Annotated in this window: 11 protein-coding genes; 9 read left to right on the forward strand and 2 right to left on the reverse strand. The window is 67.3% G+C overall.

Translation table 11 applies throughout. The features are described 5' to 3' along the window. Positions 1–125 precede the first annotated feature (125 nt). The 3 genes from GRI72_RS01095 to GRI72_RS01105 are packed head-to-tail and all read left to right on the forward strand — an operon-like array spanning position 126 to position 5,540. Complete coding sequence (locus GRI72_RS01095; protein WP_160732087.1) at positions 126–887, forward strand: ImuA family protein; 762 nt, start codon at positions 126–128, stop codon at positions 885–887. Next, positions 793–2,313: a Y-family DNA polymerase gene (locus GRI72_RS01100; protein ID WP_337191103.1), complete on the forward strand. Its 1,521-nt coding sequence runs from the start codon at positions 793–795 to the stop codon at positions 2,311–2,313. The genes GRI72_RS01095 and GRI72_RS01100 overlap by 95 nt, the downstream gene beginning before the upstream one ends. Beyond that, the gene (locus tag GRI72_RS01105) at positions 2,310–5,540 is read left to right on the forward strand and encodes an error-prone DNA polymerase (protein ID WP_160732088.1); all 3,231 of its coding nucleotides are present in this window, start codon (positions 2,310–2,312) and stop codon (positions 5,538–5,540) included. The genes GRI72_RS01100 and GRI72_RS01105 overlap by 4 nt, the downstream gene beginning before the upstream one ends. Positions 5,541–5,559: 19 nt before the next feature. Here the strand turns inward: GRI72_RS01105 and GRI72_RS01110 are convergent, their stop codons facing one another. Together GRI72_RS01110 and GRI72_RS01115 are read right to left on the reverse strand one after the other, a co-directional pair. Next, entirely contained in the window at positions 5,560–6,297 is a 738-nt protein-coding gene (locus GRI72_RS01110) for an SDR family NAD(P)-dependent oxidoreductase (protein ID WP_160732089.1), read from the reverse strand. 32 nt (positions 6,298–6,329) lie between these two features. Further along, positions 6,330–8,057, reverse strand: coding sequence for a thiamine pyrophosphate-binding protein (locus GRI72_RS01115; protein WP_160732594.1), 1,728 nt, complete (start codon positions 8,055–8,057; stop codon positions 6,330–6,332). Positions 8,058–8,350: 293 nt separating this feature from the next. On the opposite strand from GRI72_RS01115, the gene GRI72_RS01120 reads away from it, so the two are divergent. The 6 genes from GRI72_RS01120 to GRI72_RS01145 are packed head-to-tail and all read left to right on the forward strand — an operon-like array spanning position 8,351 to position 12,973. Continuing rightward, complete coding sequence (locus tag GRI72_RS01120; RefSeq protein WP_160732090.1) at positions 8,351–9,835, forward strand: flavin-containing monooxygenase; 1,485 nt, start codon at positions 8,351–8,353, stop codon at positions 9,833–9,835. A gap of 58 nt (positions 9,836–9,893) precedes the next feature. Then, a complete protein-coding gene (locus tag GRI72_RS01125; RefSeq protein ID WP_160732091.1) occupies positions 9,894–10,292 on the forward strand; it encodes a nuclear transport factor 2 family protein in 399 nt (132 codons plus the stop codon). A 39-nt stretch (positions 10,293–10,331) separates the two neighbouring features. After that, on the forward strand, positions 10,332–10,571 hold the full coding sequence (locus GRI72_RS01130; protein ID WP_160732092.1) for a biotin/lipoyl-containing protein: 240 nt from the start codon (positions 10,332–10,334) through the stop codon (positions 10,569–10,571). A 1-nt stretch (position 10,572) separates the two neighbouring features. Next, complete coding sequence (locus GRI72_RS01135; RefSeq protein WP_160732093.1) at positions 10,573–11,556, forward strand: thiamine pyrophosphate-dependent dehydrogenase E1 component subunit alpha; 984 nt, start codon at positions 10,573–10,575, stop codon at positions 11,554–11,556. Next, positions 11,553–12,530: an alpha-ketoacid dehydrogenase subunit beta gene (locus GRI72_RS01140; protein WP_337191104.1), complete on the forward strand. Its 978-nt coding sequence runs from the start codon at positions 11,553–11,555 to the stop codon at positions 12,528–12,530. Before GRI72_RS01135 ends, GRI72_RS01140 begins: the two co-directional genes overlap by 4 nt. 26 nt (positions 12,531–12,556) lie before the next feature. Continuing rightward, positions 12,557–12,973: a GlcG/HbpS family heme-binding protein gene (locus GRI72_RS01145; RefSeq protein WP_160732094.1), complete on the forward strand. Its 417-nt coding sequence runs from the start codon at positions 12,557–12,559 to the stop codon at positions 12,971–12,973. Position 12,974: the final 1 nt, after the last annotated feature.

Below are 12,974 nucleotides of genomic sequence, written 5' to 3' on the forward strand. Positions count from 1 at the left end.
AATTAAAATTGGCGCTCCTCTCCGTTTTCGGAACAGTTACCTGCCGATGCCCCCGTGAGAGAAGAGGATATGTCCTGGCTCACCCTGCCTTGCATATCCGGTGAATAAGAACATAATGGGAACATATGACCGATTCGCCGATCCTGCGCCTGGGCTCCAGGGCCCTGTCCGCGCCCGTGCCGAAAGGCCGCGGCGTGATCGGGCTCGATGTGCCAGAGGTGGATCGCTGGCTGAAAGGCGGCCTGCGGCGCGACGGCCTGCATGAATTCTATGCCCCGTCCGGCAGCCCGCCGGGGCCGGCAATGGCGCTGGCCCTGCTGGCCGGCATGCGCAATTGCGGCCAGGGCCGTTCGCTCATGTGGTTGCGGGCCCGCGGCGGCCGGCGAAAGGACGGGCCCCATGCGCCCGGCCTGGCCGAACTGGGAATCGATCCGGCCGCTCTCCTGCTGCTGGAACTGGCAGACCCGGCCGACCTGCTGGTGGCAGGGGTGGAAAGCCTCCGGCATGGCGGGGCGGGGGCCGTGGTGCTGGAACTGCGCGGACGCTGCCGGGCGCTCGATCTTACCGCCTCGCGCCGGCTGGCCCTGGCCGCGGAACGCAGCGGAACGATGGCGCTGATCGTGCGGGGCGATGCCCGGCCCGTGCCCAGCGCGGCGCACACCCGCTGGCAGGTATCGGCCGCCCCCTCGCGCGCCCTGCCTGCCAATGCCCCGGGGCACCCGGTCTTCGACCTGCAACTGCTGCGCCAGCGCGGAGGGGCGGAAGGCCTCCACGTGCAACTGGAATGGAACCGTGAACAAGCTGTCTTCCGAACGCCGATATATGGCGATCCACCTGCCGTTCCTGCCGGCAGAGCGGAGGATCGCCGGGCGCGTCGCGCCGCCTGAAACGGCCTTCGCCATCATCGACAAGCACCGGGGTGCGCTTCGCATCGTCGCGCTTTCGGCGGAAGCGGCGGCCCAGGGGCTGCGCCCGGACATGGCCCTGGCCGATGCGCGGGCCCTCGTGCCGCACCTGCCGGCCTTCCCCCACGATCCCGCGGGCGACGGTGCCATGCTGATGCGGGCGGTGGAGGCGTGCGAACGCTATACCCCGATGGTGGCCCCCGACGGGGAAGATGCCCTCGTGCTCGACCTGACGGGCTGTTTCGAAGGCCAGGGCTGGACGCGCGAAACGATCGCGCGCGATGCCCTCGCGCATCTTGCCCGGATGGGCCTGGGGGGCAGGGCGGCCCATGGCCCGACACCCGATGCCGCGCTGGCCCTCGCCCGTTTCGGCATGGATGAACTGGCGGATCTTCCCGTCGCCGCGCTGGCCCTGGGCGCGGAAGCCGACCTGGCGCTGCGCCGCGCAGGCCTGCGCACGATCGGCGCGCTCGCGGCCCGGCCCCGCGCACCGCTGGCCGCGCGCTTCGGCCGGGAACTGCCCGTGCGGCTGGCGCGCCTGCTGGGGGAGGAAGACCGGCGGATCACGCCCCACCGGCCGGCAGGGGCGATCCGTGCCGAACGCCGCTTTGCCGAACCGCTGGCGAGCGTGGCGCCGCTGCTCGACGTGATCGAGGGGCTGGCGCAGCGCCTCGAAAGCGTGCTTGCCCGGCGCGGGGAAGGGGGGCGCCGGTTCGACGTCGCCCTGTTCCGCACCGATGGCCACGTCGCCCGCCTGGCGGTAGCCTGCGGCCGCCCCTTGCGCGATCCGCCGGCGATCCGCCGGCTGTTCTCCGAACGCCTGGAATCGCTGTCCGACCCGCTCGACCCGGGGTTCGGTTACGACATGGCGCGCATGGCCGTGCCCCTGGCCGAGCGGCTGGAGAACGAGCAGCGCGACCTCGCCTGCGGAGAAGGGGGCGAGGCGCAGCCCGACCTCGCCCCCTTGCTCGACCGGCTGGCGGTCCGCTTCGGCCCCGACCGCATCCGCCGCTTCCACCCGCGCGACGAGCACCTGCCCGAATATGCGGCCCGCCCCGTGCCGCCCGAAAGCGGTCCGGCCGCCTGGCCCCGGCCGGAACCCGGCGAACCGCCGTTGCGGCCGCTGTTCCTCTACGATCCGCCCCGGCCGGTGGGGGTCGTGGCCGAAGTGCCCGATGGTCCCCCGCGCCGCTTCGTCTGGCGCGGAAAGCATCATCGCGTGGTGCGGCACGAGGGGCCCGAACGGATCGCCTACCCGTGGTGGAAACACCCGGAAGGACGCGGCCCGACCCGCGATTACTATCGGGTGGAGGACGAGATGGGGCAGCGATTCTGGCTGTTCCGTCACGGTCTCTACGCCAGCGAGAGCGACCATCCGCAGTGGTACCTGCACGGCCTGTTCGCATGACCGGCCCGCGGCCTTCCTATGTCGAGCTGGCGGCGGCGACGAATTTTTCCTTCCTGCGCGGGGCCAGCCCGCCTTCGGACATGGTCGCCCGCGCCCTCGAACTGGGTCATGCGGGTATCGGCATTGCCGATCGCAACACCGTGGCCGGGGTCGTGCGCGCCCATGTCGCCTTGCGCGACGCGTTCGAAAAGGCGGGGGAGGAAGGGGTGGCGCTCCCCCCCTTCCGCCTGCTGGTGGGGGCCCGCCTGGTCTTCGCGGACGAGACGCCGGATATCGTGGCCTATCCCGTTTCGCGCCGCGGCTGGGGGCGGCTGACGCGCCTGCTGACCACCGGCAACCTGCGGGCCGCGAAAGGCGCCTGCCTATTGTACGAGGCGGACCTGTTCGCCTTCCTCGAAGACCTGCAGCTCATCGTCCTGCCCCCGGCGGGCGACGCCTTGCTGGGGCGGCTGGCGGCCGCGGCCCCGCAGCGGGTCTGGCTGGGCGCGACCATGCTGCGCCGGGGCCGCGACGCACGCCGCCTGGCCGGCCTGCGCGAACAGTCCGCCCGCACCGGCGTGCCCCTGATCGCGCTCAACGATGCGCTCTATGCCGATCCGGGAGCGCGGCCGCTGCACGACGTGATGACCGCGATCCGCGAGAAGACGACCGTGCAGGCGGCCGGGCGCCGGCTTGCCGTCAACGCGGAACGGCATCTCAAGCCGGCGGAGGAAATGGCACGCCTCTTTTCCGCCGCGCCCGAGGCGCTCGCGGCGACGCAGGACTTTGCCGCCGGGGTGGATTTCACGCTCGACCAGTTGCGATATGAATATCCGCACGAGCCGGTGCCGCCCGGTTTCACCCCGCAGGAATGGCTCGAGGAACTCGTCTGGACCGAGGCGCGCGCCCGCTGGCCCGAAGGGGTGCCGGCAAGGCTGGAGGCCCTGCTGAACGAGGAACTGGGCATTATCGCGGCCGCCCGCTACGCGCCCTATTTCCTGACCGTGCACGACATCGTCCGCTTCGCGCAAGGCGAGGGGATCCTGTGCCAGGGGCGCGGGTCGGCGGCCAATTCGGCGGTCTGTTTCGTGCTCGGCATAACCGCGGTCGATCCGGCGGAGCACAACCTGCTCTTTTCCCGCTTCATTTCGCCCGAACGCAAGGAGCCGCCCGATATCGATGTCGATTTCGAGCACGAACGGCGCGAAGAGGTCATGCAGTATATCTACAAGCGTTACGGGCGGCACCGGGCGGGGATCGCGGCCACGGTGATCCATTACCGCCCGCGCAGCGCCGCGCGTGAAGTGGGCAAGGCCCTGGGCCTGAGCGAGGACGTTACCGCGCGCCTCGCGAGCACGGTCTGGGGCAGCTACGCCTCCACCTACGACCGACAGCGCTGTGCCGAGGCGGGGCTGGACCCGGACAACCCGGCGATCGCGCGGGTCAATGCCTTCGTGGAGCGGATACTGCACTTCCCGCGGCACCTGTCGCAGCACGTCGGCGGCTTCGTGCTGACGCAGGACCGGCTGGACGAGACGGTGCCGATCCACAACGCGGCGATGGAAGACCGCACGTTCATCGAATGGGACAAGGACGATATCGACGCGCTCGGCCTGATGAAGGTCGATGTCCTGGCGCTGGGCATGCTGACCTGCATCCGCAAGGCCTTCGCCCTGATCGAAACCCATGTCGGCCGGCAATACCGGCTCGACAGCGTGCCCGGCGATGCGCCCGATGTCTTCGCCATGCTCCGGCGCGGCGACAGCATCGGCGTGTTCCAGGTCGAAAGCCGGGCGCAGATGAACATGCTGCCCCGGCTGCGACCGAAGGAATTCTACGACCTGGTGATCCAGGTGGCGATCGTGCGCCCCGGCCCGATCCAGGGGGACATGGTCCACCCCTACCTGCGCCGCCGCCAGGGGATCGAGAAAGTCGAATATCCTTCCCCCGCCCCGCCGCACGACCCGAATGAACTGCGCGGGCTGCTGGGGCGGACCAACGGCGTGCCGCTGTTCCAGGAACAGGCGATGAAGCTGGCCATCGTCGCGGCCGGGTTCACCCCGTCCGAAGCGAACAAGCTGCGCCGGGCGATGGCCACGTTCCGCAACCTGGGAACGATGGAGAACTTCGAAAGCAAGCTGGTCGAAGGCATGGTCGCGCGCGGTTACCAGCGCGATTTCGCCCACCGCTGTTTCCGCCAGATCGAGGGGTTCGGCAGCTACGGCTTTCCCGAAAGCCACGCGCTGGCTTTCGCCCGTCTCGTCTGGGTGTCCGCCTATATCAAGTGCCGCTATCCCGCCGCCTTCGCGGCCGCGCTGCTCAATTCGCAGCCGATGGGATTCTATGCCCCGGCCCAGATCGTGCGCGACGCGCGCGAACACGGGGTCGAAGTGCGCCCGGTCGATATCAACCACAGCGACTGGGACTGCACGCTGGAACCGGCCCCCGGCGGGGCGTTCGCGCTGCGCCTGGGGCTGCGGCAGGTCACCGGCCTGCGCGAGGAATGGGCCCGGGCGATCGTCCGCGCCGCCCCCTGTGCCGACATGGAGGAGCTGGCGCGCAAGACATGCCTGCCGCAACGCGCATTGCGCCTGCTAGCCGATGCCGATGCACTGGGATCCATCGGCCTCGACCGGCGCGAGGCCTTGTGGGAGGCGCGGCGCATGCCGCCCGACGAATTGCCCCTGTTCGCGGCGGCCCGTGCGCGCGAACTGGGGGAAGAGCCGCCTGCCGCCCTGCCGGCCATGCCCCTGTCGGAAGAAGTCGCGGCCGATTACCAGACCACCCGCCTCTCGCTGAAAGGCCACCCGATGGCATTCCTGCGTCCGGTGTTCGACCGCGAAGGGGCCCTGCCATGCGCGGCCCTGGCCGATTGCCGCAACGGGGCCCGCGCGAAAGTGGCCGGCGTCGTGCTGGTGCGCCAGCGCCCCGGCAAGGGGAACGCCATCTTCGCCACGCTCGAAGACGAAGGCGGCATAGCCAATATCGTGATCTGGGCCCGCCTGTTCGAACGGTTCCGGCGCGAGGTAATGGCCGCGCGCCTGATGCTGGTGGAAGGCGAATTGCAGAAAAGCCGGGAAGGGGTGATCCACCTGATGGCCAGCCGCATGCACGACCGCACGGCAGAGCTCGCGCGCCTGTCGGAAGCTCACCAGGCCACGACGCAACTCTCGCGCGCGGACGAATTCGTCCACCCGCAGCACCCCCGCAACGTGCGCATCCTCCCCCGCTCGCGCGATTTTCACTGACGGGAGAAACCGCTCGCGCTCAACCTGTCAGCAGGCCGCCATCGACCGGCAGGGTGACCCCGGTCACATAGCCCGCCTCGTCGCTGGCGAGATAGATCGCGGCCATGGCCACGTCCCGCGGCGATCCCGCTCGTCCCAGAGGGACCAGCGTCTCAGCGCTTCCCCGAGCTTGCGCGGCTTGCTCCGGCGAGATCCCCTCCAGCCCGCCGAACATGGGGGTGTCGATAATTCCCGGAGCGATCGCGTTGACGCGAATGCCGTCCCCTGCGGCGGCACATTGCCGGGCAACGGCCCGGGTAAGCGCAATCAGGCCGCCCTTGCTCGCGGCGTATGAAACGAACGTGGCCGAGGCGCGAATGCCAGTGACCGAGGCAATGTTTATGATCGCGCCGCGGGAGCCGGTATCGCGGATCAGCGGCAGCATGTGCTTGATTCCCAGGAACGCCCCGTCGAGGTTCACAGCCTGCTGCCGCCGCCAGTCGGCAAGGTCGAGCGCGGTGATATCGCCCCCGATGCCGATACCGGCGTTGTTGATCAGCACGTCCAGCCCCCCGCCGCCGGACACCCGTTGCGCGAGGCCGATCCAGTCGCCTTCGCGCGAAACGTCGAGCGGAAGGAAGCTGGCTGAAGGGCCGCTATCGCGGGCCGTGGACCGAGCGCTCTCTCGATCGATATCGGTTGCCAGAACTTCCGCGCCCTCGCGAGCCATCTCGACCGCGCAGGCCTTGCCGATGCCGCTGCCGGCCCCGGTGATCAACACCCGCTTCCCGGCAAGGCGGCCGCCCGCCTTCACCGCTTGATATTGGCATAATAGGGGATGGGCACGTCGTTCTCATCCGCGCCGTCGCCCACCATCATGCGAGTTCGTGGATGCATGACCCCCGGGTCGATGACGACGTCGAGACAGCGCGGCTCGCCAGCGGCGAACGCCTCGCGCACGGCCCCGGCCAGGTCGTCGTAGCGTTCGATGCGTCGGCTCTTGATCCCGAAACCTGCGGCGACGAGATCGTAGCGGGTGTCCCCCAGAGCCACGATCGCTTCCCGATCGCGTCCGTAGAGCAGATTCTGCGCGTTGCGGGACATGCCCCATTCCGCGTTGTTCAGGACGATGGTGACGATCGGCAGCGCATGACGAACCATCGTGTCGAATTCCTGCAGGTTGAAGCCCACCCCGCCATCGCCGGCAAAGCAGGCCACCGGCCTGCTCGGGTCGGCGCGCGCGGCACCGATGGCGAAGCCTTGCGAAACGCCCAGGCAGCCCAGATATCCGCAGCGCAGGTGCTGGCCCGCGCCTGGCGAACGCACCAGGTCGCCGACCCAGTTGCCGGCTTCTCCCCCGTCGGTAACCACCGCCGTGCCTTGCGGCAGGGCATCCATGATCGCGGAGACGGCATGGCCCGGATGAATCCGGCCCGTTTCGTTTTCCCGCGGAGCCTCGGCGAAGCTGGCGCGGGCGGCAGCGCGATGGCCCCTGAGCCTGGCTGCCCATGACGATCGATCGGGCCAGTCCTGCCCCGCTGCCGCTTCGGCCAGGGCGTCGATCGTCTGGGCGACGTCGGCGACTACCGGCAGATCCGACATGCGCACGCGGCCGATTTCCTCTTCGTTTATCTCGACTTGCGCGACATAGGCCTCCGGCGGAATGATGGCCCCCATCGCCCCGCCGAGGAACATACCCATTCGCGCGCCGAGGAGGAGGACCATGTCGGCCGGTTCGCCGTCCGTCGCGGCCATGGCGAGGCTCGCAGCGGGCCCGCCGTAGAGCGGGTGGTCGTCGGGCAGAACACCCAGGGCCTTCTGGCTGGCGATCACCGGTACGCCGGTCGCCTCCGCCAGGTGCCGAAGCCGTTCGTCCGATCCTGTCAGCATGATGCCGCCGCCCGCGATCACCACAGGGCGCCTGGCGGACGTGAGCTTCGCGACGATCTCGGCGACAGCCGCAGGATGTGGAGCCGCGGGACAAGGGCGGCGCCAGGCGGAAACCGCCGGCGGGCGTTCGTCGGTTGGCCAGAACATGACGTCGATCGGAATTTCGAGAAAGACCGGACCCGGTGCGCCGGCCAGAGCGATTTCTCCCGCCCGACGAACGAATTCGACGATACGATCGGGCTCGGTTACGCGGTGCGCCCACTTGGTGACCGGGCGCGCCATGGCCACGGCATCGAAGCCGCCCTGCAACGTGTTCGTTTCCGCTTCCCGGAGCGGTGCCGCGCCGGCGATGAATAGCGTGGGGATGCGGTCCAGATGGGCGTTGGCCATAGCGGTGAGAGCATTGGTGAAGCCCGGCCCGGCCGTCACCGCGCACACCCCCAGCCGTCCGCCGGAGGCCCTGGCGTAGCCATCGGCGGCGTGTCCGGCGGCGGCTTCGTGGCGGGTATCGGTCAGCCTTATCCCGAATTCCTCGCAAGCCATGTAGAGGGGATCGAGGTGGCTTCCGTGGAGCGCGAAAACCTCTTTCACTCCCAGGCCGGCCAGAGTGGCCGCAACCAGTTCGCCGGCCGCTCGCTTCTTCGTCATAGGTCTCTCCCAGAACTTGGGTTGCGATGCTAGGCGTGCTGGTCGGATCTTACAAGTATTGTATGCAATCACCGACTGGAGGGTCGATCCGGGTCGTCCGGTGGGCACACCGGCGGTTCGGTCTGGAGCGCGCGAGGGCTAGAACAGACGCGCAGGCGCGCGAGAAGCCGCTTGAATGCATTATCCTGGAGATTCTTGGCGAGGCGGGTTGATCGCACCATGATTGGATGCAATACCCCGAGTCGAGCGGGCCTCCTTGTTGCGGTGGCCCTAGGGAGAGGCGCGGACAGGGCATGGTAGGCGACCGACTGCACGGGGTGGACGTGGATGGCCGGAGCCATGCAATCCGCGCTGCCGTGATCGGCGCCGGGATGGGTGGCATCCTCGCGGCGATCAAGCTTCGTGAGCGTGGAATCGCCTGCGTCGTATTCGAAAAGGGCGACGGTTTCGGCGGGACATGGCGGGAAAACACCTATCCCGGCCTCGCCTGCGACGTATCCGCCCATTGGTATACGTACAGCTTTGCCCGTAATCCCGACTGGAAGTCCCTGATGGCGGACGGGCCGGACATCCGCGACTATTTCGATCGCGTCGCGCGAGAATACGGGATCGATGCTATCACCCGCTTCGGGCAGGAGGTCGCCGACCTGCGGTATCACGACGGGGGGTGGATACTGGAGACGGTGCAGGGCCACCGCGAGCGGTTCGATGTCGTAATCGCGGCGACGGGCGTGCTCCACCATCCCAACGTCCCGCGGTTCGAAGGCATGGACAGCTTTGCTGGCGATCTCTTTCACTCGGCTCGCTGGGACCATTCGGTTGCACTGGACGACCGCCGCATCGGAGTGGTCGGCACGGGTTCCACTGCCGCCCAGCTGACGAGTGCGCTGGTGCCACGCGCCCGGCGTTTCGACCTGTTCCAGCGCACGGCCCAATGGGTTCTGCCGCGCGAAAACGTTCCCTATTCGGATGACGAGCGCCGTCGCTTTCGTGAAAACCCGGAGGAACTGGAAGCGCTGGTGGCCGAACTGCGCGCAAAGACGCTCGAAGGCTACGCTGCGGCGGTCATCGATGTCGATTCACCGGAACTGGCCGCGATAGAGCGCCTGTGCCGGGAGAATCTCGAAACCGTCCGAGATCCCGAACTGCGCAAGCGTTTGACGCCCGACTATCGTGCGGCGTGCAAGCGCCTCGTCATCTCAGGCACTTTCTACGACGCGATCCAGCAGGAAAACGCCCACCTGGTGACGGCACCGATCCGACGGATCGAACCCGAGGGTTTGCGCACGGAAGACGGGGTCCTCCACGATCTCGACGTCCTTGTCCTGGCAACGGGATTTCAGGTCGACCGGTTCATCCGCCCGACCACGGTGGCGGGCCGGGGCGGGGTTTCGCTGGACGACGTCTGGGCCGATGGGCCCCATGCTTATCTGTCGGTCAGCCTGCCCGATTTTCCGAATCTGTTCCTGCTCAATGGGCCCAACAGTCCGATAGGCAATTTCTCGCTCGTCGAAGTCGCGCAGCACCAGATCGAATACATCCTCAAGCTCATCGAAGGCATAACCCGCGGCGACTATGCCGAAGTGTGCGTGAAGGAGGAGGCCATGCGCCGGTTCGAGGACGAGCGGTGCGCGGCTGCACGCCGGACGGTGTGGGTGACGGGCTGCGACAGCTGGTATCTCGACAAGCGCGGTGTGCCTGCTTCGTGGACGTTCTCCTACGACCGGTTCGAAACCGAAATGGCGCGACCGAGGATGGAGGATTTCGAGACACGATAGCTGCGTGCGGAAGGACCTGCGTTCCGGCGGAGAACATACCTGAAAGAGGAGGCGTACCATGGTCACCCGGGAAACAATCATCGAGGCGCTGCAGCGGCTGAACGACGCCGAAAACGCGCGCCACCGCATCGGCGTGGAGGCGGTCAGCGCCGTGATCGACCAGATCATGGCTCCGAATGTCGAGGGCTGGCGCAACGGCGCGCACGTTCCCGACCGAGCGAGCGAGCGCGAGGTGGAGCGGAAGGCCTTTGGCGCACTGGTCGATTACAACCGCGAGGTCGAACGCACGATCGTAGAGCCGCCCTTCGCGGCGACCGGGTGGACCATCCGCGGCACGTTCGACGGGCAGCCTGTCCGTGCGCCGGGTTCATCCCAGTTCGAGTTCAACGACGACGGCCGCGTTCAGAGATACTGGATGAACTTCAACCCCGAAGACTTCTTCTACCGCAAGGGCTGAGGGTTTTGGCCTTCACCAATTCAACGGAGAACCTAGCGAATGGCTGTTGCTGTCAAGCTGCCCGAGATCAGCATGGGCGTCACCGAGGCGACGATCGTCCGATGGCTCAAGGCCGTGGGCGACCGGATCGAAGCGGGCGAGCCGCTGGTGGAAGTCGAAACCGCGAAATCGACCGTGGAGGTCGAGGCTCCGGCTTCGGGCGTTCTGACAGAAATCCTCGTGCAGCCCGACGAAGAAGTCGAGGTCGGCAGCCATATCGCGAAGATCGGGCAGGATTGAAATGAGCCTCGATAGCGACCGTCAACTGGAGGCGTTCCGGCGCATGGTGCGGATCCGCCTGTTCGAGGAAGCGCTGATCGCGCACAATCCTGTCGGGCACCTCAGCATCGGGCACGAAGCCGCCATCGTGGGGGCCTGCATGGCGCTGCGCGATGACGACTATGTCACGGGCACCCATCGGTCGCACGGGCACCCTATCGGGAAAGGCGCCGAGATCGGCCCCTTGATGGCTGAAATCTTCGGCAGGCGGACCGGCATCTGCAAGGGCCTCGGCGGATCGATGCACCTGACCGACGCCCGGATGGGGCTGATTTGCGAATCCGCCATTGTCGGAGGAGGTTTTCCTCTGGCCACCGGGGCCGGGCTGAGCGCCCAGGTCCGCGGGACTGACCAAGTCAGCCTGTGCTTCTTCGGCGACGGCGCAACCAACCAGGGGACGTTCGGCGAAAGCATCAACATGGCGGCCATCTGGAAACTGCCCGTGATCTATTTCTGCGAGAACAACGGCTACGCCGTGACCACGCCGGTCGCCACATCCCACGGGCAGCCGGATATTGCGCGGCGAGCGGATGGTTTCGGGATCCCCGGCGTCGCCGTCGACGGGCAGGACGTGGAGGCCGTCCATGCCGTCGTCGCGCAGGCCGTGGCGCGCGCCCGGCAGGGCGAAGGCCCGACATTGATCGAAGCGCGCACTTATCGATTCGACGAGCATTCGAACCGTCTGGCCATTCCCATCGAATATCGCAGCCAGGACGAAATCGAGTACCATCGTCGCGAGCGCGATCCGGTGGCGCTCTACCGTGCTGTCTTGTGCGAGCGGGGGCGGCAGCAAGAGTGCGAGGCCGTCGAGAACGAAGTGCGCGAGACGATCGATGCCGCGGTAGCCTTTGCCCGGGAAAGTCCCGAGCCGGAGTGGGCCGACCTCTGGGACAACATGTACGCCAGCCCGCCGGGCCCCGAACACGCAAGGGGGGACAGAAAGTGACCCTCGCCAACGACACGGTTCGGCTTTCCTACCTCCAAGCGATCGTGGAGGCGCAGCGCGAGGAGATGCGCCGCGACGAGAACGTTATCCTGATGGGAGAGGACATTGCGGTCTACGGAGCGCAATCCCTGTTCGAAGAGTTCGATGGCACCCGGTTGCGCAACACGCCGATCTCGGAAAACAGCTTCGTGGGGGTAGGGGTCGGCGCCGCGTTGACCGGCCTGCGCCCGATCGTCGACCTGACCATCGCGAGTTTCTGCTATCTTGCGTCTGACCAGCTGATCAACCAGGCAGCCAAGCTCCGCTTCATGACCGGGGGCCAGCTGTCGGTCCCGCTGGTGGTCCGGACGAGCACTTTCTACAATAATCGCACCGCGGCCCAGCACGCGGACCGTCCCTATCCGCTTTTCATGAACACGCCCGGCCTCAAGATCCTGGCACCCGCGACCGCCAGCGATGCAAAGGGGATGTTGAAGGCCGCCGTGCGCGACGATGATCCGGTAGTGATCTTCGAAGACATCAACTTGTGGAACAAGAAGGAGGATGTCCCTGTCGATCCGGATGTCCTGGCGCCGATCGGGAAGGCCCTGGTGCGGCGAGAGGGAAGCGACGTGACAATCGTTTCCGTAGCGGGCTGCCTGCCGCACGCGCTCAAGGCAGCCGAAGTCCTGGCGGAGCGCGGGATATCGGCCGAAGTCATAGATCTCAGGACGATCGCGCCACTCGACAGCGAGACGATCCTGAACTCGGTTGCCAGGACCGGCAGGCTGATCGTCGCCGACAACTCGCACAAGGTGGGCAGCGTCGCTTCCGAAATCGCCGCGATGGTATGCGAAGAAGGATTCGACACCCTTCGCAGGCCCGTCCGGCGTGTCACCGCGCCGCAGGTGCACGTGCCGTACAACGGCACACTGGAGAAGCAGCTTTTCGTTACGCGCGACAAGATAGTGTCCGCGGTCGAAACGCTCGATTGAAACACGCGAGGGGAGGAGTCCAAAGCATGACGAACAGTGTGACCAAGCGATCGATAACACAGGAAGCGGCTGATCGGGTAATCGCCGCTGCCAGCGCCAAGGCCGACGAACTCGGCGTTCCGATGGTCATATCGGTGGTTGATGAATCGGGGATTCTCAAGGCGTTCCGGCGAATGGACGGTGCGGCCCTGCTGTCGGTCGATCTCGCGACCAACAAGGCTTACACCGCCGTGAGCTTCGGCATGCCGAGCCATGGCTGGCATGACTTCATCAAGGACGATCCGCCATTGCTGCACGGCATCGTGCATACGCCCCGCCTGGTCATCTTCGGCGGCGGCTACCCCATCACCGAAGACGACCGCATCATCGGGGGGATCGGGGTCAGCGGGGGCCACTACGAGCAGGACATGAAGGTGGCCGAGGCGGGCCTTGCCGCTCTCTGAA

This window comes from Pelagerythrobacter marinus, assembly GCF_009827515.1.
GTDB classification, from domain to species: Bacteria; Pseudomonadota; Alphaproteobacteria; order Sphingomonadales; family Sphingomonadaceae; genus Pelagerythrobacter; species Pelagerythrobacter marinus.